Here is a 20,194-nt window from a genome sequence, read left to right as displayed (position 1 = left end):
GTGGAGCTGGTGGTCGCCGATTCCCAGGGGCGGGTCGAAACCGCCAAGTCGGAGGCGATGCGGCTGATCTCACGGGAGAAGGTCTTCGCCATCGTCGGCGCCTACCTGTCGGAGGAAACCATCGGGGCGATCGAGGCGGCAACGGCGGCCCGCAAGATCCTCATCGTGCCTGTGGCCGCAACCGCGGAGATCACCGACGGGGTGAGCCGCGACTACCCCCGATACCGCTACGTCTTCCGGGTCGGCTACTCGATCCCCCAGTGGGCCGCGATGATGGGGGAGTTCCTCCGGCAGCGGGGGGTCAAGACCTACGCCTTCGTCGGGGCGTCCATCCGCTGGAACCGGGAGCTGGCCGGTGCGTTGAAGAAGACCCTTGCCGGTTCCGGGATCCTCCCCGTCTACGAAGCCTTCTACAGCCCCCGCAACCCCGCCTTCGAGCCGGTCGCGGTGGCGGCGGCCGCGGCGGCCCCCGACTTCCTGGTGCTGGGGGACCCCGGGAAAAACTCCGTGGTGTTCGTCAAGCGGATCCGGGAAGGGGGGAGCAAGGTCCCCATCCTTTCCGTGGGCGGTTCCCTGGGGGACGCACGGGTGGTTGCATCGCTCCCCCTCTCCGGTCCCCTGTACGTTCAGGCGGCCGCGTGGATGGGGACCTCGGAGGCCGCGACCCGTTATGTGACAGCGTTCGAGAAGCGATTCGGATATTCTCCCGTCGGCTACAGCGACACTCTTCCCCACGACGCCATGACCGTCCTTCTCTCTGCGATCCGAGCGGCGGGCAGGCTGGACACGGATTCCGTGATCTCCGCCCTGGAGAAAGGAGCGTTTCCCGGCGTGGCGGGGACGTACCGGTTCGACGCCTCGCATCAGGCGACCTGGGGTCCGGGGTCGCCGGACCTCCACGGAACAGTGATCCAATGGGAGAAAGACGGTGCCAGGATCGTCTTTCCCCGGCGCTGACGCTCCCGGGGACACCGCCGTGAATCCCCTCGCACAGGTCCTCGTCGATGGCATCTTCACGGGCGCCTCCTACGCATTGATGGCGGCGGGGCTGGCCCTGATCCTGGGCGTCGTCAAGGTGGTCAACCTTTCCCACGGCGCCTTCTTCACCCTCGGGGCGTACGTCGCCTACGTTCTCGATAGCCGCGGGGTCGGGAATCCCCTCGCCGCCGTCTTCATGGCCGCGGTCATCGCCTTCGCCTTCGGTGTGTTCCTGGGCAAGAGCTTCATCAACCCGGTGCGCTCCCACTCCTTCTCGGTGGCGGTCGGCTCCCTGGGGTTCGCCATTCTCTTCGAGCAGGCGGCGCAGATGCTGTGGGGCCCCCACCCGCTTTCGATCGACCTCGGCGCCCCCCTCGCGGTGGTCGACGGGGTCACGCTCCGGCGCTGGGGGGTGATCTCCTTCCTCGTTTCCCTGGGACTGGTCGGCGGACTGTCGCACCTCCTCTCCCGGCCGTTGGGGCTTCCCCTGAAGCTGATCGCGGAGGACGAGGAGATCGCGGGCTCGGTCGGCATGGACGTAGAGAAGATCCGGTACCTGACGTTCGGCGCCGCATCCGCGGTTGCGGCGGTGGCCGGCGCGCTCCTCGCCCCTGCGATGGCGATCACCCCGACCATGGGGCGGGTCCCCCTGATCCTGTCGCTCATCGTCGTGATCGCCTCCGGGATGGAGAAGGTCTGGAACCTTTTCTTCCTGGCGGTGGGACTGGGGCTGCTGTCGAACGTGAGCGCCTACCTCCTGGCCCCCAGCTGGTCGTACGTCCTGCTGCTTGCCGTCATCTGCCTTCTGCTCGTGTTGCGCCCCTCCGGGCTGGCCACCGTGGGGCCCAGTCGCGACTATTGAGCGGAGCGCGAGCGGCGAAGATGAAAAAGAGCGGACCCTTCCGGCATGGGAAATTTCCCGGTGTGCTGGCGGCAGGGGCAGGCGTCCTGCTCCTGTTGCCGCTGGCGGGGATTGACGCGTTCCTGCTCAACGTGCTGACGCTGGGATTCCTCGTGGCCGTCTACACCGGGTCGTGGGACATCGTGGGAGGGGTCGCGGGCCAGATCTCGCTCGGTCACGCCCTCTTCTTCGGCGCCGCGACCTACGCCTGCGCGCTGCTCACGAGCCTTGCGGGCTGGCCGTTCCCGTTGGCTGCGGTCGCCGCCCTTCTGCTCGCCACGGCCGCCGGCGCGGCGGTGGGAGCCCTTTCCGCTCCGTTGAAAGGGCCCTTCGTCGCGCTCCTCACGTTGGCCCTCGGGGAAGGGGCGCACGAATTCTTCCTCGGTCAGACGTTCTTCAGTCCCAAGGGGGCCTACTCGTGGGGCGGGGAGGGGGGGATTCCCGTCCTCCTCGGGGGCCCGTCGATCTCCCCGTGGACCGCCTACTACGCCGCGCTGGCATTCCTGGTCCTTTGCACCTGGCTCATGCTGCGGATCGCCCGGTCCGAGGAGGGGCTGATCTGGACCGCCGTGTCCGGAAGCGAGTTGTCCGCCCGGGCGTCGGGCGTCGACGTCTTACGGTACAAGCGCCGCGCGTTCATGGTCGCGGCCGCGCTGGCGGGGGCCGCCGGCGTGGGGTTCGCCGCGTTCGTGGGCCGGGCCACGGCCGACGATTTCTCCCTCGAGCTCTCCTTCCAGGCAGCCACCTTCGCGGCGGTTGGCGGGAGGGGGACCATCGTGGGACCGGTTCTGTCCGCCCTTTTGCTGCATTCCCTGCTCCAGGGGACGGGGATCCCTCCGGCCGGCAGGGTTCTCCTGTACGCCCTGGCGCTCCTTCTGACCCTGCGATTCTTCCCCGGCGGAGTGGCCGGGACGCTTCGCGATCGGGTGCGCAGCCGCAGGATGGTTGCGCCGGGAAAGGGGGAGAACCGATGAGCGAACTGCTCCTGGCGGAAGGGATCACGAAATCGTTCGGCGCCAACCGGGTCCTTCGGGGAGTCACGATCTCCATCGGCCGGGGGGAGGTGGTCGGCCTCTTCGGCCCCAACGGCTCCGGCAAGACGACGCTCGCCAACATCATCTCCGGACTGGTCTTCCCGGACCGGGGGAGGGTCCTCTTCGAAGGGAAGGACATCACGCGGATGACGATGGACGCGCGGTTCCGGGCCGGAATCTCCCGGACGTTCCAGATCCCCAATCCTTACCCGTCCCTCACGGTCGTCGAGTCGGTCCGCGTCGCCCTGCTTTGCGGACAGGCGGCACGGCAGGCCGGGGGGGAAGAAAAAGCGGGGCTGGAAGAGGAACTGGATTCCCTCCTCGGCCGGACCGGGCTCTTCGCACAGCGGTTCTGGCCGGCCGCCAAACTTTCCCAGGGGTGCCTGCGGCGCCTCGAGTTCGCCCGGGCCATCTCCTGCAGGCCCCGGCTCGTCCTGCTGGACGAAGTGTTCTCGGCGCTCTCCGCCAAGGACGAGGCGGAGCTGGTCGCCCTCATGCGTTCGCTTTATCGCGAGGAGGAGATCTCTTTCCTGCTCATCTCCCATAATCCCTTGATCCTCGAGGAGCTTTGCGACCGGGTCGTGGCCATCGAGGACGGACGGGTCTTCTGGGAGGGAAAGCCGGGAGACCTGGCAAGGTACGTCCCGGCGGCCAACCACGCGCATGAGCTCGAGGACGAAATGCACGAAGAAGGCGGATCATAGGGGACGGGAGCGGCGTGGATCTGAAGGTCAGAAATCTTTCGGTCCGGTTCGGCCAGGTGCGGGCGGTGAACTACGTGACGCTCACGGTCAGGCAGGGGGAGATCGTTGCGATCTTCGGCGCGAACGGGTCCGGGAAAACCACGTTTCTCAAGGCGATCGCGGGGCTCATCCCCGTCGCGGAGGGAAGGATCACGTATCATGGGGAGGACATCACCCACCTCCACGCGCATGAACGGGTCGCCCGGGGGGTGCACTACGTGTCCGACAGGGCGCGGGTGGCCCTGCGGATGACCGTCCGGGAAAACCTGGACGTGGGGGGGTACTTGCGGACCGCGGCGGAGCGGGATCATTCGCGGGAGAAGGTGCATGACCTTTTTCCCGTCCTCAAGGTGAAGGAGCGGGATCTTGCCGGAGTCCTCTCCGGCGGGGAGCGCCAGATGCTGGTCATCGGCCGAGCGCTGATGGGGAACCCATCGCTCCTCCTGTTCGACGAGCCGTTCCTGGGCCTTTCGCTGGAGGTGCGCGACCGGATCCTCTCCATCATCGAGGGGACGCTGAAGGGCAAGGCCACGGTTCTCCTCGCGGAGCACGACCTGGTGGCGGCGCGCCGCGTCCTCGACCGGTACTGCATCTTCCTGAACGGGGAGCTGATTCACCAGGCGAAGGCAAGCGATATCACCGACGAGGAAAGGCTGCGGGCGGTATTCCGCAGGTTCTACCAGACCGGGGGCCAGGCCGGGTCCGCCGATGGAAAGGACCGTCCGCGGGAAGGCGAGACGAAAAGGAACGAGGAGAAGCGATGACCGGAGCGCGAAAGGGGAAAAGAGGGAACGGCGGCCGCGAGCAGATCACCGTCTCGCTGCCGGCGGAATTGGCGGAATCCCTGCGGGATTTCTGCAGGGACAAGCGGGTGACGCCAGAGCTGGTCGTGGAGCGCGCCCTCGTGGAGTATTTCCGCGAGGGCGACATGAGCCACTAGAAGGAAGCGGCCTACGAGGCTGTCAGGGACTCCGAGATGAGCCCCGCGGTCTTCTCCCGCCGTTCGGTGTCGCGGGCGGAAACGATGCCGGCCATCCGCTCCTTCCACGGCTCCAGCCGGAACGAGGAGCGGTCCTTCACGCAGGCGTCGATCAGCTCCCGGTAGAACCGGACCATCTCTCCCACCAGGGAAACGGAATACTCGCGCCCCTGGATCTTGATCGTGTCCACCCCCAGGTCGATGAGAAACGGGATGTCGTCGACGAGGAAATAGGCCACGTTCGGCAGGACCACCCCGCGGACCTCCGCCGTCCCGTCTTCCCCGACCTGGTCCCACTCCGCGAGGCAAACCCGGTAGCAGAGCCCTCCGCGGTTGGGGCTGCCGAGGAAGTGGTTCTTCCCCTCGCCGTCGATCCGCCACTCCTGGCGGGTGTAGCTGCTCATCGTGCAGCGGCCGAGAAGAGTGTAGCAGGTGGTGGCGTGGACGAGGACTTCCAGTCCGACTCCCGCTTCCTCCTTGATCCTGCGCATCTCCTCCCGGTCCATCCGGCACTCGGCCACGATCTGGGAGGCGCCGGCCTCCTTGTAGAACCGTGCATCCTGGGCGTTGATGATGGTGCACCCGACGCTCGCGTGGATCTGCACGCCGGGGAACCGGTGGGACAGTGCGGCCATCGCCCCCACATCGGTAAGGATGAAATCGCGGATCCCCGCCGCATGGAATTTTTCCGCCTTGGCCAGCAGGAGCGGGAACTCGCGGGAGGCCGGCAAGGTGTTGAACGCCACCCGCAGCACCTTCCCGGCGGACCGGGCATATGCCGCGGATGCGAGGATCTGGTCGTCGTCCATTTCGTACTGCGCGCGGCGGCGGCTCCACCCCTTCGCTCCCACGTACACCGCGTCCGCCCCGTTGTCGAGAACCGCCCGGACCATCTCGGTCGTCCCGCCGGATGCCAGAAGCTCCGCCATTCCCGCCATCCTCCCCTGCGCTGTGGATATGGGAACAGTAATTATACCTTGGGTTTGCCTTCCTGTAAAACAGTGCCGACGTAAAGCCGCCCCGTCTTCCCGAAGTAGTAGCCGTTGCACAGCCCCTCGCGGGAGTGCTTTCGAAGGACGTCGGCCCACTCCGGCCGCACCTCGAACGGTTTTCCCGATCCGGCGAGCGTGAGGGCATCGCGGTACACTCTTCCGATCTCCGACCGGTAGGCGGCCGACTCGTAGAGCCCTTCGACCTTGAACACGTTGAACCCGGCCGAGAGGAGCCGGGGGAGGTGCTCCAGCATGCACATGTCCCTGCCGCTCAAGACCCCCTTCCCCACCGTTTTCAGCACCCACTGGCGGGCGGTCAGCCAATGCTCCTCCTCGCAGGCGGCCGGGCAGTTCGGATCCTTGTCCTCGGTCTCCGCCAGGAGGGAGCACCGATCCGTCACCCCGAGCGGGATCTTGCCGTGCACCAGGACCTCCACCTCGACCCCCGCCTCCCGCGAGACGATCTCCATTTCCTGCAGGCTGACCTCGGCGTTCGGGCGGACCCGGACGGCCCCGTAATCGCGCATGACCTGCGCGGCCAGGTGGGTGTAGACGTTGGCGAACGCCCCCATGTGGGCGGGCAGGGGATTGCCCTTCTCCCGGAGAATCCGCAGAACCCCCATGTTGTGGACCTCGAGCGCCTGGGCGCCGGCGGCCGCGGCGGCCTCGATGAGACGCTCCACGTGGGGAAGGTCGCGCCCCCTCGGGGCGGCGGGGGACGTCACGTATACGTTCTTTCCCGCCGCCTGCAGTTCGGACACCGCTCCCGGGAGCAGCGGGATTTCCTCGGCGAAGTTTCCCCGGATGCGCCGGCAATACGGGTTCCCGAGGCACACCGCGTCATAAGGGCGAAGGTCGGTCCCCTCCCGCTCGCGGGGGGAGGCAAGGGTCACGATGAGTTCCGCTACGGCCATGTGGAAACCCCGGGGAAGTTCGGAAGGGGGATTATCTTTTGCCTTTCTTGAGATCGATGAGGATGAGCTTGATGATGGCCTTGAGCGTCTCGAAGACCCCGACCCCCGTCGGCGCCACCGCCTCGAACTCGGGGACGTTCCGGTAATTGAGAAGGGAGTGAAGCTCCGCCACCGAGGCGATCGGGCTCAGGTCCCGCTTGTTGTACTGCAGGACCAGGGGGATCCGGTCGGTATCGTACCCCTGCTCCCGGAGGTTGATCCGGAGGTTTTCCATGGACTCCACGTTGGAGTCCATGCGGGTCAGCTGCGAATCGGCGCAGAATACCGCGCCGTCCACCCCCCGCAGGATCAGCCTGCGGCTGGCGTCGTAGAACACCTGGCCGGGGACCGTGTAGAGGTGGAAGCGGGTCTTGAATCCCCGGATCTCGCCGAGCGACAGCGGGAGAAAGTCGAAGAACAGGGTCCGCTCGGTCTCCGTGGCCAGGGAAATCATTCTCCCCCGCGTTTCCGGTTTCATCCGCCTGTAGATGTACTGAAGGTTCGTCGTCTTTCCGCAGAGGCCGGGCCCGTAGTACACGATTTTGCAATTGATCTCGCGGGAGGAATAGTTGATGAAGGACATTATTCGAACAGGCTCTCGATGTCGGCCTCGGTGAGCTCCTCGATCCCTCCATCTTCCACCTGTTCCGCCTTTGCGTCGACATCCCGAAGGATCCTTTCCAGATCCACGGCGGCTCTCCGCACGCGCAGCCGGACGAGCCCCACGGAGGAGCGCCGGTCGAAGATCACCACCAGGATGAGCCGGTTGGCGACGACGGTGAGGTGCATGTTGTCGCGCTCTCCCTCGTGGAAAAGGATCGAAAATTCCTTCTCCCCGATGAGGGAGGCCAGTCCCCCGGTCGCGGCGATGTTCCCGGCGGCCAGCGACGCCAGCGAGGTGGTATCGAAGTCCCCGGTCTCCCCGGCGGAGGCCATGAGAGAGCCGTTCTTTTCGACGAGGAAGACGACTTTGGCGTAGGAATCCGCAAGGAGCCTTTTCAGGGTGGCCTGGAAGCCTTGGTATTCCTTGTCGCGGAGTATGAATTGTCCCTGCGTCATAGGCGAGAAGATATCACACCGGATGGGAAAGCAAAAGAAGCTCGGACCGGATAAAAAACCCCGGGGGGATTTTGCAGGCCACCCGGATTTGAACGTTTCCTTTCGCCAGGGCCGGCCCCGGAGTTGAGGATGAACGGCGCCGCGGAGACTCCGGCACTAGGGGCTAAAACCTCGTGTCGCTCGATGCATCGTAAAAAATGTTGACCGCGTCCTGGCCGTCGACGAGCCTTCTCAGGGAATCCACCATCAGGCCCGCGATGATTTGGTTCGTCATGATCACCGACGGATCCGGGGCGTAGGCACAAGAGGTCCCGTCCGCCGGATGGGCCTGGCCTCGATCCCCGACGATCTCGTAAAGCCCCAACACTTCCGCCGGCGTTTCCTTCTGCCGCATCGGATCGTACACCACCACCTGGCCCGCCTCCACGCCGGTCCCGCCGCTTACGAGCGTCTTGCGCTGCTCGCGGCATCGCTCGCTCAGCACGATCTTCGTCTCGAAATTGTCCACGCAATCGAAGACGATGTCGTACCCGGAGATGTCCGTGTCCCTTTCGAAGCGCGCCTCGACCCCCCGAACTTCCGTTCCGAACATCCTGTTCAGCGTCCCGGCCAGCGCTTCCGCCTTGTTCGACCCGACGCTGTCGGCGAGGAGGACCTGCCTGTTGAGATTCGCGACTTCCACCGCATCCGGGTCGAGGAACGTGATGTTCCGGAATCCCGAATAGAGGAGTCCAAGCCCCGCGAAGTTGCCCAACGCTCCCGCCCCGACGACGCAGACGTCGGCCCCGTACCCGTTCCCTTTCGGTTTCGGCCTCCGGTACGAAATCACCTCCTCCGAGGTCCGCCGGTCCATCAAGAGGTTCTTGGTCTCCTCCAAGGCGATCCCTGCCGCAATGATGTCCAGCGCCCCGTCATCGAAATGATCCCGGGGCAGGTTCTCTGCCGAAACGATTTCCCGAAGTTCCTCCCACTCCCTCCCCCGGATGTAGGTGAACATCTTGAACCCTTGTTCATCGCCCCGCTCGTAGCAGAAAGCGCGAAGGACGGGAATCCCTTCGCGGAATCCTTTCTCCAACAGCAATTTGTCGGCCAGCCCGTAGTGAGCAAGATCCACGATCGCGTCGCATCCTGCAAAGAGATCGCCGAGCGCCGGGTGCGAATAGTACCCTTCAAGGAAATGAATCGAAAGGGTCGGATTCAGCCTTTCCGCAATCTCCCGAAGAGCGGGGTCCAATCCGGGCGCCAGGATGATGAAATTCCTCAGGCCGAGCGCCGACGAGGAGAGTACGTACAGGGAGGCCAGGAGATCGTCGTCGCCGACGACCGCTATTCTTGCCTCCTCCAACGCACGCTGGTCCCAGCCCTGGATCCGCAGTTGCCTGTCGAGCCTTTCCTCGGGCACTTCGTGTCGTCCTTGCCGCCGTATTTCGGACCGTTTCGTTCCGTCACGTGCACTCTTTCTGGTAGCGCTCTCGGGGAGCGCGAGCCTCGGGCTTGATCTTCTCCCGGACTTCTTCCGCGAGGGCGTCGATATCCGCCTGGGTCAGGAGGCGTCCCGTGGCGACGAGCGCCATCCCGGCGTCTTTCCGGCTCGCCGTCGTCTGCCCCGACAGGATCCCCCTCCACTTGTAATGGATCTCCTGCCTGTGCCAGCCCCGGTCTCCGATGACGATGCCGTAGCAGAAGCCGCCATATACGGTCTCCAGGATCCTGGCCTCTCCGACGGGGACGTCCGTAATGAGAGAAACACTGCCTCGCTCCAAGTCCGTCTCCCCGTAATCGCCTTTCGACAGCATCACGAGATCCTTGATCACGACTTCCCTCTTGGCCACCGGTTTCCTCAGGAGGGCGGTGACATAATCCAGGACCGTGGCATGGTTCTCCTCGTCCGTCCCCGAAAAGCCCTTGAAGTCGAGGATGCCGTGGGAGTGGATCCATCCGGTGATGACCCTGTCCCGCGGAAGCGATTCCTGGTACTCGGCGATCCTTTCCGGGCCGACGCTTGTGTAATCGGTAACGTTCCGGTCGTTCCGGGGCAGGCCGATATCCGCAACGAGCTCCGGTTCTTCCCGGCTGCCGAGGGTGAACCCGTACCATTCATAGCTCCCTTTGTGGATTGCCCGGACGAGCTCGTTGAGCCGGAATGCCTTCGCCAAGGCAACCTCCGCCATCCGGATCTCTTCCGGTAATGTCGCCAGGATCCTCTCGTGGGCTCGCGGCGGTTTCAGCTCCGACAGGCGCTGGAACCTCACGGCAGCCGCTCCCTTATATACTTTTCATCCACAACCATCTCTCCGGCATACGCTCCCGGAAGCCGGTACATGTCCTCCAGCAGGACTTGATGAAGAATGCTGACCAGGCCGCGTGCCCCGGTTCGTTCGTGTTGAGCGCGCCGCGCCACTTCGGTCAACGCCTCGTCGGTGAGGACGAGGTCGATCCCCCACGCCTTCAGGTCGTTGATGTACGCACGGGACGGGCTCCCCTCGCTCCTCCGCAGGACGTCCTTGAGGTCTTCGACGGTGAGCGCGTCGTAGACGGCCCGGATCGGGAATCGTCCCATGAGCTGCCTTTCCATTCCGTACGCCACGAAGTCGTCGGACATCAGGCGGTCTCTCCAATCTCCCTCGATCCCCTCCCCGGCCGTGCGCTTCCGGACGATCGCGTCGAGATGCTCGAACACCCCCCCGGCGATGAATAGGACGTGCCGGGTGGACAGGGAGATCCTGTCCCGGCCCAGCTCGATCGTATTCTCCGCGCCTTCCACGAGCTTCAGCAGCCCTTTCTGAACGCCCCGTCCCGATACGTCTTTGCTTGTGACGGACTCGGCGGATATCTTGTCGATCTCGTCCAGATACACGATCCCCATCTGCGCGACGTGGACGTTTCCGCCCGCCGCGATCAGCAGGTCCAGCAGGATGTCGCTGGCGTTCTGCCCGACGTAACCCGCTTCGCTGAACTTCGTCAGATCCTCCACCGCGAAAGGCACGCCCACCATCCTCGACGCGATCTCGCCGGTATACGTCTTGCCGCAGCCCGAGGGCCCCACGACGAGGATATTCGCTTTCGGCGTCATCGTGTTTCGGAGGGCGATGTCCAGGTCTCTCCCGTTCTCCACCATCGCCTTCTTGAGCGCGTTGCCCAGCCTCCGGTAATGGTAGGCGATCGCGACCGAGACGATCTTCTTCCCCCTTTCCTGTCCGATCACGAACCTGTCCATGTCAGCCTTGAGATCCACCGGCGTCTTGTCGAACTCGATGATCTGCCGGACCGCATCGCCGACCTGGTTTTCCCTGAGCTCCCCGAGTCTCGTCTCGATCTTGTGCCGTCTCTCCGGCGAGATTCTCTCCACCATGTCCGCCTACCTCCCGCCTCCGTCGGCGCTCCCCACGCTCGCGACGAACCGGCGCAGCTTTCCGATACGCTTTACGAGCGATGACAGGCCCGCGTGTCCCTCTCCGTGGCGCACCCCCTTCTTGAGAAGGGCTCGGAGCCGCTCCCTCAGCTCCTCGATCTCCCTTCCCGCGATCTCGGCGAAAAGCAAGGTCTCGAAATGATGCCGCGCGAGGGCGTCGGATCCGAGTCGAGGATTGCGCCTGTAGAGGGGCGCGCACAGGAGGATCTCCTCGGGCGAGGTGGCGAAGGGCAGGTAGGGATTGTTCACCGTCCCCAGGATGGCCATCGTGACGCCGTACTCGTCCTCGCCAGACAGCGAGAAGAGTGGCGGCACGAAAGGCTCCTTCGCCCTCGCCCGCACGAGGTCCCCGTCTTCCGGAAGCGCCTCCGCGGCGGGGTCCGTCAGCCGCGCCACGAACGTCACGTCCAGGGCATGAGCCCGGACCAGGCCGTTGACACGGTCGAAAAGGGTCCTTTCGAGAGGCCGCTTCCGTTTCTCCCGGTCACGCCCGTTTCGTATATGATCGAGCAGGTTCCGTTCGCGCATGGTCCTGTAAACCCTCGGCCGGCGGCCGTAAGAACCCGGAAGAGGCCCCGGGCCCTCTTCCGGCGTCATCCGTGGGGGACTCCCCAGAGGAGGACCTCGACCGGCGTCTCCGAGGTGAGCCAAGAAGCCGTCTTCTCCAGCTCCGACAGCCGCCGCCGGAGATACTTCACCGCGGCATTCCGGTTCTCGTCCCCGGGATCGGCCCGAAGCGCCTCCTCGGCGTCGTGCAAAGTTTTCCGGATCTCGAGATACTCCCGCTCGATGGGCGCGCCCTCTTTCCGGAAGGCCTTCCACGGCTCCTCCGGGTCGTCATACGCCCACATGGGCTCATCTCGCATGACGAGCCTTTCTTCCCTGATCGCTTCCTTCAGGTCCTTCGTCCGCGATTCCATCACTTCCTCCGGCGCACCTCACGGCATCAGATCGTTCGTGACTTCCACTTCTCCCGACACGATTCCGGGATGATCCTTCGGGACCCGGTAATCCTCGAAATCGACATGGGGGACAAGCCCGCTCCGCACAACCGGATAATCGGTCGGCCACGGGTCGCCGTCGTCCGGTTCCGCCACCCAGAGAGGCAGCGTCGTCCGGTCGAGACTGTGGTACCCGTTGCGTCGCCGGCTGCTGTACCCGTGGAGCAGGGCGCCGATCCCTTCCTCCAGGGCGCGGATCATGGCCGCCGCGGTGAAGACCCGGGAGGGTTGGAACGCCCGCAGGCATATCGGTTGTCCCGGGTCGGTCCCTTCCAGGAAGGGATGCTTGTAGCTCTCCATCACGAAAGGCCTGAGCGGGACGATGGTGGCGACGCCCACCCGGCAATCCGGAAACAGGTAGAGCCGGCCGTAGTAATCCTTCAGCGCGTATTCTCCCGTGCGCTTGTAGGCGATGTAATCGTCGGTGGCGCCGATCCTCGAGACCCCGAACCCGTCGATCTCGAGCGAACCCTCCCCGGTGATGTAGAGCCGCAGGGCGATCCGGTTCCTCTCCGCGGTCCCGGTCCCGCTCTCCCGGCGCTCCAGCATCCGCCTCAGGCGATCCTTTTCCCTTTCCGCCATCCGGGCCGACAACACCTTCCGGATCCATTCCCGCAGATCGCCCCAGGAGATCGGCCCCTCGTCGGGGGGATTCACGGGGGTGTCCCGGCCCTCGAGGTCGCGGAGGCGGCGGCGCAGCGCGGCGGCGTCGATCGTTCCGGCGGCCTCCTCGATATACTTCTCCGGAATCCGGACCTTATCGGCGATGAGGTCCAGGATGTCCTCCGGACCGGACCTCCTCCCCGGCCTGCCCTTCCTTCTGCGCACGAAGCGGGGGAGCACGCCGGAGAGAATCGTCTCGAGCTTGCCGCCGATCGGGATGTCCCCGGCGTGGGGGCCGGCCCGGGATCCCTGGAGGCGAGGGTCCGATAGCTCCCGGTATCCCTCCGGGTCAAGCCTTTCATAGTTCTCCAGCAGGGAACGCAGGCTCAGGGCCTTGACGAAGAGGCGGCCGTTCGTCTCGACAAGAACGTCCGCCGCCCGACGTCCTGCGACTTCGCGTTCCATCTCCGGGTCGAACAGGAGGGGCACGCACAGGAATCCGGATTTCAGAACGAGATCGGAGGTCAACAGGTTCCGCATGACGCACGGCCCTCCCGCGGCGTCGATCACTGACGACGGACGAACGGGCCGGGGATCTCTCCCGGCACAGGGTTTCTGATCTATTTCTTGATCACAGGAGAGATCGTCATTTCCGAACGGTGCACCCTTCACGACTTCGTGGTCCACTTCCTCGAACACCGCCTTCCTGAGCCCGATGTGTCGCCGCAGCTCTTCGCGGCATTTCGGGCAGTCGGGGTCCCGCCGTCTCTTTTCCGGTTGCTCCATCCCGATCTCCTCCCCGCGTCCGGGGCGCCTGGACCACCGGTCGGGACGGCAGACTTCCGCCCTCCTGAGGCTTGATGGCCCGGATCGACACGTAAAGATACCTCTCACCTGCCTCCGTCTCTTCGACGACCCCCTGGTCCAGAGCGGTCCCTTCGATCGCTCGCCCTCTGCAGATGAGCCTGCCGCCCGCGAGCTGCCTGTTGACGTCCTCCAGGATCTGCTGATCCTCGATGCTCCAGTTCTTTTCATTCAGCGTCATCTTGCACAGTTCCCGAAGCGGCTTTTCCTCATAGCTTCCCGGCTCGTATACGTCGATCAATCCTTCGGCAGCCTGTCCCGGAATGATTTCCAGGACCAGCGGCAGGACCTGCTCGAATACTTTTGTTTTCCCGGCCTTCTCGGGTTTCGTCATGGCGCGATTCCTGTCTGCTGTTCTCCGATTGACCCGGCTTCCGAGCCTTCTCGAATGTCCATTATACAAGATGAAGACGGAGGAAAAAATCTTCAGGAAACCCGCAGAAGAAGGATCCGCACCAAAAGAAACGCCCGGGAGCCGTGGACGGACCCCGGGCATTAAAAAGTTTAAGAACGTCCCCGTATTAAAGTAACGGGTTCTTGTGCATCTCCTTGAGGCGGAGCCAGCGGCGGTCCACTTCGGCCTGGAACGAATCCAGCACGTCCTTGCAGTCGGGCTTGAGCATGTGCTTCGTCTTCCCCATCTGCTTGATCCACTCCGTCACCGGCACCTTCCTCCCCTTCTCCTCCGGATCGTAGTTGATCGTCGTGATGCCGTGCTCCACTTCGTAGAGCGGGAAGAAGCAGGAGTCCACCGCCGCCTGGATGATCGGCACGGAGATCCGCTCCTCGGTGCGCCACGCCAGCGGGCACATGGAGATGAGTTTCCCGAAGACCATCCCTTCGTCGGCGTACTTCTGCGCCTTGGCGGCCTTGCGGATCATGTCGCGCGGGTTGCTTTCGGCCGCCGTGAACAGGTACGGGAGGTTGCAGGCGGAAAAGATCTGCGCCGTGTCCTTGTGGTGCGTGGACTTGCCCTTCTGGTGGGGCCCGTAGTTGGAGGTCGAGGTCGCGTGCCCGATCGGCACGGTGAACGAGAGCTGGAAGCCGGTGTTCTGGTACCCCTGGTTGTCGTACTCGATGATGATCATCCGGGAGTTGCGCATCGCCGCGCCGACGGAGGGTCCCAACCCGATGTCGTGCCCGCCGTCGCCGGTGACCATAAGGAAGGTGATCTTCTCTTCCTTCGGGATCTCGCCCCGCTTCTTGCGCTCCTCGAACATCTCGACGACGCCGGAAAGGGTCGCCGCGCCGTTCTGGAACAGGTTGTGGATATAGGTGACCTTGTGGGAGGTGTACGGGTACCCCGTGGTGACCACCATCCCGCAGCCGGTGTGGAACAGGACGGTCACGAACCCCTCGATCCCCTTCAGGAACGTGTTGAGGTTCACGAAGATCCCGCAGCCGGGGCAGGCGCCGTGGCCGGAGGAGACCCGCTTCGGGCGCCCGGTCAGGGCCCGCAGGTTCACGCCCTTGACGTCGATCTTGCCTTCCGGGGTCGTCTCGATTCGGATCAGCCCGGTGGCCTGCTCCGCCGTGATCGGGTCGAACGCCTTGGGGGGCACGTACCCCTTCTCGCCGGGGTCGGCACCGAAGTAGTCGTACGGGACCTTGACCTCTCCCGTGTGGGCGATCTCGAGGGCTTCCGAAAGCATCGCCTCGGCGTCCTCGACGAAGAACTCCTTCCCGCCGATCCCGTAGATCCGGCCGGCGACCTGGGTGTTGTTTCCCTTCACCCCCTGCAAGGCGGCCTTCACTTCGATCGTCATCGCCCCGCCGTAGGCGCCGTAGTTGTCCTGCCGGTCGGCGACCACGAGCCCCTTTACCTTCTTCAACGCCTCGCGGATCTCCTTCAACGGGAACGGCCGGATGACGTTGGGCCGGATCAAGCCGACCTTCTTCCCCTGATTCCTTAAGCTGTCGACCGCCTCCATGGCGGTCTCGGCCGCGGAGTTGAGAATGAACAGCGCCGCCTCGGCGTCCTCCATCCGGTAGAGCTCGACGACCGGAACCTCGCGCCCGGAGAGCTTCGCGTACTCGGCGAAGACCTTCTTGATCACGGCGTCCGCGCGGACCATCGCGTCGGCCTGCTGCTTCTTGTTGTTGATGAGGTCGGGGTCGTTCATGTACGGCCCGATCGTCACCGGCTTGCGCGGGTCGACGGAGGTCACCGTGGGGACGAACGGCCCCAGGAAATCCCGTACGACCTGCGGGTCGGAGAAGATCTCCACCCGGCGCTTCTGGTGCGAGGTGAAGAAGCCGTCGAACGCCACCATCACGGGGAGCCGGACCGCCATGTCCTCGCCGATCCTGGGAGCGATGAGGTTCATGTCGTAGACCGCCTGGACATCGGAGGCCATCAGGATGATCCAGCCGGTGTTCATCGCCAGCATGATGTCGCTGTGGTCGCCGCGGATGTCGAGCGGCCCCGACACCGACCGGGTGACGATGTTGAACACCATCGGGAAGCGGGTCCCCGACTGGACGGGGAGCTGCTCGAACGCGAAGAGGAGCCCGTTGGCCGACGTCGCGTTGAACACGCGCCCGCCCGCCGTCGTGGCGCCGTAGCAGATGCCGGCCGCACCGTGCTCTCCGTCGCCCGGGATCATCCGGACGTCGTGCTCCCCTTCCGCCTTCATCGCGTCGAGCGTCTCCGCGATCTCGGTGGACGGGGTGATGGGGTAATACCCCATGATGTGGTAATTGATCTGCTTGGCCGCCGTCGCCGCGATCTCGTTCCCGGTCTGGACGACGACTTCCTGCGCCGGCAGCGCATCCGCCTTCTTTGCCGTTTCGGCCATCTTCCTCTCCTTCACTTTCTTATTTCAGGAACTTGTGCTTGACGGTGATTTTGTCCATGTCCTGCTCGGCCTCCTTGGTGGGGACCAGCGCGTCGAACTTGCAGATGTGGGTGCAGCGCAGGCATCCCTTGCAGTACTGGTAGTTGATCCCCAGGAGCACCATCCCGTCCTTCCCCGTCTTGGGGTCCTTGCCCCTCTCCCAGACGAAGCAGTAGTCCGGGCAGGTGATGTCGCACTCGCCGCAGCGGGTGCAGTTGTCGAGGATGAACAGCGGGATCATTCCCGTGCGGCTGGTGGAGAGGTCCTTGAACCGCATGTTCCCCGCCGAGTAGATCGTCCCTCCGATGGGAGCGTTCTCGTAGCCGAGCCTGGGGACCTCGCGATGGAACGGCGTCGCCGGGTACTTCCCGTCGGCCGGGAACTCCTCGAACTTCACCTCGTCGTAGCCGCGCTTGAGCGCCCCGAGGTTCCCCTTCATCAGCGCCGGGTATTTCTTCCCGAACGCCTCCCGGATGGCGTCCTCGAGCGCCTTCCATTCGAAGAACCCCGACGCCTTCGCGATGGCGCCCATCATGACCATGTTCACGCGGGAGCCGGTGGCCATCGCGATCTCCATGGCGTCGACCGCGCCCACGCGCCCCCCCTCGAGCTTCAGGAATTCTCGCGCTTGCGCGCACGTCTTGCGGGTATTGAGGATCACGGTCGTCTTCCCGGGTTTGGCCCCGGCGGTCACCGGCACCGTATTGGCCAGCGCCTCGTGGAAGATGGCCAGCACGTGCGGCTCCTCGACCGGGCTGTTCACCCTCACCTTGTGTCCGCCCTCGCACACCCGGACAAATGCCTTGACCGGTGTCCCCTTCTTCTCGGAGCCGTACGAGGCGAATCCCGCCCCGTTCAGGCCCATCCCCAAAATGGCGGCCTCGGTCAGGATCTTCCCTGCCACGTTGGCGCCCAGGCCCCCGATGCTCTCCATCCGGATTTCGAAGAAACCGAGGCTGTTCTTGACCGGCAGCTTTCCCGGCGTCTTGCTCTGCGTCATTTCTTCGCCCCTCTCAAGTGATCTTCCCTTTTAACCTCAACGGTTTCCCGTTAAAATTCCCGGCGCCCCCTGATCGCCCGGCCGACCGTGACCTCGTCGGTGTATTCCAGGTCCGCCCCGACGGGCATGCCGTAGGCGATCCGGGTGACGCGGACGTTCAACGGCTTGACGACTCCGGCAAGGTAGGAGGCGGTGGATTCCCCTTCCGCCGTAAGATTCGTAGCGAGAATAACTTCCTCGACCCCCCCTTGCGGAATCCGCTCCAGCAGCTCGCGGATGTGGAGATCCTCCGGCATCACCCCGTCGATCGGGGAAATGGCCCCGCCCAGAACGTGGTATCTCCCCTTGTACTCCCCGCTTTTTTCGATCGGGACAATGTCGGTGGGATCTTCAACGACGCAGAGTACGTCATCCCGGCGGGCGGGGTCCGTGCACAGGGCGCACGGATCTGCATCCGCGATGTTAAAACATTTAGAACAGCGTATCACAGCATCGGAGAGGCCCGCAATAGCCTCCCCGAGTTCCCTCAAGGCATCGGGGGGGATCTTCAGCAGGTGGAGGGAAAGGCGCGTCGCCGTCTTTTCCCCGATGCCGGGGAGGCGGGAGAGCATGGCGATGAGCCGGCGCAGCGGCTTGGGGTAGGACACGGATTTACGACAGCCCCGGGAGGTTCATCCCCCCGGTGATCTTCGCCATCTCCGCCGCCATCATCTCCCGGGAGCGCGACAGGGCCGAGTTGGCCGCCCCGCGGACAAGGTCCTGGAGAAGATCGACATCATCAGGGGAAACGACTTCCTTCTCGATCCGCACCGAAAGGATCTCCTGCCTGCCGTTCGCAACGACGGTCACCATCCCGCCGCCCGCGGACGCCTCCACGGTCTTCTCCGCCAGTTCCTCCTGGAGCTTGGCCAGCCGGGCCTGCATCTCCTGCGCCTGCTTGAGCATGTTCTGGAAATCCTTCATTTATCCCCCTTCCGCCTCCTCATCGGGCTCCGCAGGTGCCGTCTCCTCGGGCTCCGGGCCTTCCGGCAAAGGCTCCCTCCCGGGTGCCGGCCGGATTTCCAGGACGGTGGCCCCCTCGAACTCGCGGAGGACCTCCGTCAGCAGCGGATCTGAAAGGGCCCTCTTCTCCGGACGGTCCTCCTCTTTCCATACGGCTCCCCGCTCAAGGCTTTTTTTTTCCCCGGAAACGGAGAGACGGACCTCGATCTTCTTCCCGGCGACCTCGGCGACCGCCTGAAGGAGGACGGGCCACTTGTCCTCCTCCCGAAGCCGGTCGAGCACGAATTGGTGGGGGGAGGAGATGATGAGCGTGTCCCCTTCCCGCCGCCCCTTCATCTGGGAGAGGAGGCTCAGGAGGACGGTCTTTTTCTTCGCGCCCATATTTTTCAGGAGGGGGTCCCAGAGATCCCCCTCCTGCTGCGGTGTCGAGGGCGCGGACGCGCGTTTCGCGTACGTCGTGGCCATGGCCTTCGGCGGAGGATCCGTTGCCAGCCCCTCCACGTCGAGAAGCCCGGGGGCGTTGACCAGCCGCAGGAGAAGCAGCTCGAACCCCAGGCGCGGGAACTCCGTGCCCAGCACGTCCTTCTCCGAACGGAAGGCGATATCCAGGAGAAACATCCATTCCTCCCGGCTCTTCCGGGCACACAGTTCCCTCATGCGCGAAAGCGACGAGGGGGAGTGGCGGAACAGCAGCAGGTCGTCCCCCGTGAATTTCCAGACGGCGGCGTCCCGCAGAACGTCCACCAGGGAGAGGTAGAGAAACTTGAGGTCGGCCCCACGGGAAAGGAGCGCGGAGAACTTCCGGATCGCCTCGCCGGCGTCTCCCGACAAGACCGCGCCCGTCAGGTCGATCGCCGCCTCCGTTCCGACCAGGCCCAGCATCTCCTCCACCAGCGCCGCAGTGATACGGCCGTTTCCCGACACCGATGCCTGCTCGAAGATCGACTGGCCGTCCCGCATCGACCCGAACGCGTAACGGGCCATGAGGCGCAGGGCATCCTCTTCGCCGTGGATCCCCTCCGCATCCGACATCTCCTTGAGGCGGTTCCGGATCTCCTCCTCGGAGAGCATCCGGAAGTCGAATCGCTGAACGCGGGAGAGGATCGTGTCCGGAATCCGGTTCGGTTCGGTGGTGGCGAAGACGAAGACCGTATGGGGAGGCGGCTCCTCCAGGATCTTCAGCAGCCCGTTGAAGGCCGACTTCGAGAGCATGTGCACTTCATCGATGATGTAGATCTTGTACCGCAGGCGGGCCGGGGCGTAGGCGGCGTTCTCGCGGAGGCGGCGCACGTCGTCGATGCCGGTGTTGGACGCCCCGTCGATCTCCTGGACGTCGGTCGCCGCGCCCGTCAGGATCTCCCGGCAGGCGGCGCAGGCGAGGCAAGGGGACGCGGTGGGCCCCTTCTCGCAGTTGAGCGCGCGGGCGAGGATCCTCGCGAAGGTGGTCTTCCCCACCCCCCGGGTCCCGGAGAACAGGTAGGCGTGGTGGATCTTACCGAGCGAGATGGCGTTGGCGAGCGCGCGGGTAACGTGCCCCTGCCCGACGACCTCCTCGAACCCCTTCGGGCGCCATTTCCTGGCCAGCGCCTCGTACGCCATACGCTCCGCTCCCCTCGGTGGATCCCCCCTCCGGGGGTCCGCCGGCAGCCAGGGGAGCCGCCGGCACACGGAGCTGTGCGGCTACCGCTGCTTCCTTCCGGACCTGACGGGGTTTGCCGCCTTCCGTTGCGGCGGGCCTGGCCGCCGGCGCACCCCCGGAAGGGTCCCCCAGGCACATGCCTGGATGTGAGCTTTTCATGTTACGGGGAAACTTCTATCGGTGCAAGTGCAGTTGAG

Annotated in this window: 22 protein-coding genes and 1 other RNA gene; 6 read left to right on the top strand and 17 right to left on the bottom strand. The window is 64.8% G+C overall.

Annotated elements, in window-relative coordinates; genetic code table 11:
* The 6 genes from A2Z13_07185 to A2Z13_07160 are packed head-to-tail and all read left to right on the top strand — an operon-like array spanning nucleotide 1 to nucleotide 4,596.
* Nucleotides 1-957, top strand: a complete 957-nt coding sequence (locus A2Z13_07185) for a hypothetical protein (protein ID OGP76786.1) — start codon at nucleotides 1-3, stop codon at nucleotides 955-957.
* Nucleotides 929-1,840 carry a hypothetical protein gene (locus tag A2Z13_07180; protein OGP76785.1) on the top strand — a complete coding sequence of 304 codons (912 nt, stop codon included), beginning with the start codon at nucleotides 929-931 and terminating at the stop codon, nucleotides 1,838-1,840. Before A2Z13_07185 ends, A2Z13_07180 begins: the two co-directional genes overlap by 29 nt.
* A 20-nt stretch (nucleotides 1,841-1,860) precedes the next feature.
* A complete protein-coding gene (locus tag A2Z13_07175) occupies nucleotides 1,861-2,853 on the top strand; it encodes a hypothetical protein (GenBank protein ID OGP76784.1) in 993 nt (330 codons plus the stop codon).
* A complete protein-coding gene (locus tag A2Z13_07170) occupies nucleotides 2,850-3,617 on the top strand; it encodes a hypothetical protein (GenBank protein ID OGP76783.1) in 768 nt (255 codons plus the stop codon). Before A2Z13_07175 ends, A2Z13_07170 begins: the two co-directional genes overlap by 4 nt.
* A 14-nt stretch (nucleotides 3,618-3,631) precedes the next feature.
* The gene (locus tag A2Z13_07165) at nucleotides 3,632-4,420 is read left to right on the top strand and encodes a hypothetical protein (protein OGP76782.1); all 789 of its coding nucleotides are present in this window, start codon (nucleotides 3,632-3,634) and stop codon (nucleotides 4,418-4,420) included.
* Nucleotides 4,417-4,596: a hypothetical protein gene (locus A2Z13_07160; GenBank protein OGP76781.1), complete on the top strand. Its 180-nt coding sequence runs from the start codon at nucleotides 4,417-4,419 to the stop codon at nucleotides 4,594-4,596. The genes A2Z13_07165 and A2Z13_07160 overlap by 4 nt, the downstream gene beginning before the upstream one ends.
* Nucleotides 4,597-4,607: 11 nt before the next feature.
* Here A2Z13_07160 and A2Z13_07155 read toward each other — a convergent pair whose 3' ends face one another.
* From A2Z13_07155 to ffs, 17 genes are all read right to left on the bottom strand, one after another.
* Nucleotides 4,608-5,564, bottom strand: coding sequence for a hypothetical protein (locus A2Z13_07155; protein ID OGP76780.1), 957 nt, complete (start codon nucleotides 5,562-5,564; stop codon nucleotides 4,608-4,610).
* A gap of 41 nt (nucleotides 5,565-5,605) precedes the next feature.
* A complete protein-coding gene (locus A2Z13_07150; GenBank protein OGP76779.1) occupies nucleotides 5,606-6,541 on the bottom strand; it encodes a hypothetical protein in 936 nt (311 codons plus the stop codon).
* A 31-nt stretch (nucleotides 6,542-6,572) separates the two neighbouring features.
* A complete protein-coding gene (locus A2Z13_07145; GenBank protein ID OGP76778.1) occupies nucleotides 6,573-7,163 on the bottom strand; it encodes a gliding-motility protein MglA in 591 nt (196 codons plus the stop codon).
* On the bottom strand, nucleotides 7,163-7,639 hold the full coding sequence (locus A2Z13_07140) for a dynein regulation protein LC7 (protein ID OGP76777.1): 477 nt from the start codon (nucleotides 7,637-7,639) through the stop codon (nucleotides 7,163-7,165). The genes A2Z13_07145 and A2Z13_07140 overlap by 1 nt, the downstream gene beginning before the upstream one ends.
* Before the next feature lie 163 nt (nucleotides 7,640-7,802).
* On the bottom strand, nucleotides 7,803-9,041 hold the full coding sequence (locus tag A2Z13_07135; protein OGP76776.1) for a hypothetical protein: 1,239 nt from the start codon (nucleotides 9,039-9,041) through the stop codon (nucleotides 7,803-7,805).
* 43 nt (nucleotides 9,042-9,084) lie between these two features.
* Nucleotides 9,085-9,891 (bottom strand): hypothetical protein, encoded by an 807-nt coding sequence (locus tag A2Z13_07130; GenBank protein OGP76775.1) that lies wholly within the window; start codon nucleotides 9,889-9,891, stop codon nucleotides 9,085-9,087.
* Nucleotides 9,888-10,991 carry a hypothetical protein gene (locus tag A2Z13_07125; protein ID OGP76774.1) on the bottom strand — a complete coding sequence of 368 codons (1,104 nt, stop codon included), beginning with the start codon at nucleotides 10,989-10,991 and terminating at the stop codon, nucleotides 9,888-9,890. Before A2Z13_07125 ends, A2Z13_07130 begins: the two co-directional genes overlap by 4 nt.
* A gap of 6 nt (nucleotides 10,992-10,997) precedes the next feature.
* A complete protein-coding gene (locus A2Z13_07120; GenBank protein ID OGP76773.1) occupies nucleotides 10,998-11,648 on the bottom strand; it encodes a hypothetical protein in 651 nt (216 codons plus the stop codon).
* Nucleotides 11,645-11,971: a hypothetical protein gene (locus A2Z13_07115; protein OGP76772.1), complete on the bottom strand. Its 327-nt coding sequence runs from the start codon at nucleotides 11,969-11,971 to the stop codon at nucleotides 11,645-11,647. The genes A2Z13_07120 and A2Z13_07115 overlap by 4 nt, the downstream gene beginning before the upstream one ends.
* Before the next feature lie 18 nt (nucleotides 11,972-11,989).
* Complete coding sequence (locus A2Z13_07110; GenBank protein OGP76771.1) at nucleotides 11,990-13,195, bottom strand: hypothetical protein; 1,206 nt, start codon at nucleotides 13,193-13,195, stop codon at nucleotides 11,990-11,992.
* Between the two features lie 106 nt (nucleotides 13,196-13,301).
* The gene (locus A2Z13_07105; protein OGP76770.1) at nucleotides 13,302-13,853 is read right to left on the bottom strand and encodes a hypothetical protein; all 552 of its coding nucleotides are present in this window, start codon (nucleotides 13,851-13,853) and stop codon (nucleotides 13,302-13,304) included.
* Between the two features lie 187 nt (nucleotides 13,854-14,040).
* Nucleotides 14,041-16,317: a pyruvate synthase gene (locus A2Z13_07100; GenBank protein ID OGP76769.1), complete on the bottom strand. Its 2,277-nt coding sequence runs from the start codon at nucleotides 16,315-16,317 to the stop codon at nucleotides 14,041-14,043.
* 19 nt (nucleotides 16,318-16,336) lie between these two features.
* Nucleotides 16,337-17,356 carry a hypothetical protein gene (locus A2Z13_07095; protein ID OGP76768.1) on the bottom strand — a complete coding sequence of 340 codons (1,020 nt, stop codon included), beginning with the start codon at nucleotides 17,354-17,356 and terminating at the stop codon, nucleotides 16,337-16,339.
* A 50-nt stretch (nucleotides 17,357-17,406) separates the two neighbouring features.
* On the bottom strand, nucleotides 17,407-18,003 hold the full coding sequence (locus A2Z13_07090) for a recombination protein RecR (GenBank protein ID OGP76767.1): 597 nt from the start codon (nucleotides 18,001-18,003) through the stop codon (nucleotides 17,407-17,409).
* A 4-nt stretch (nucleotides 18,004-18,007) separates the two neighbouring features.
* Nucleotides 18,008-18,319 carry a nucleoid-associated protein, YbaB/EbfC family gene (locus A2Z13_07085; protein OGP76766.1) on the bottom strand — a complete coding sequence of 104 codons (312 nt, stop codon included), beginning with the start codon at nucleotides 18,317-18,319 and terminating at the stop codon, nucleotides 18,008-18,010.
* Nucleotides 18,320-19,957 carry a DNA polymerase III, subunit gamma and tau gene (locus tag A2Z13_07080; GenBank protein ID OGP76765.1) on the bottom strand — a complete coding sequence of 546 codons (1,638 nt, stop codon included), beginning with the start codon at nucleotides 19,955-19,957 and terminating at the stop codon, nucleotides 18,320-18,322. It lies immediately after the preceding gene.
* Between the two features lie 43 nt (nucleotides 19,958-20,000).
* Nucleotides 20,001-20,100, bottom strand: an RNA gene (gene ffs, locus A2Z13_07075) — signal recognition particle sRNA small type.
* Nucleotides 20,101-20,194 lie beyond the last annotated feature (94 nt).

The sequence above is a fragment of the Deltaproteobacteria bacterium RBG_16_64_85 genome (assembly GCA_001798885.1).
GTDB lineage: Bacteria > Desulfobacterota > Deferrimicrobia > Deferrimicrobiales > Deferrimicrobiaceae > FEB-35.
The sequence above is the reverse complement of the archived record's forward strand: the minus strand, read 5'-3'. Positions and strand labels throughout refer to the sequence as shown.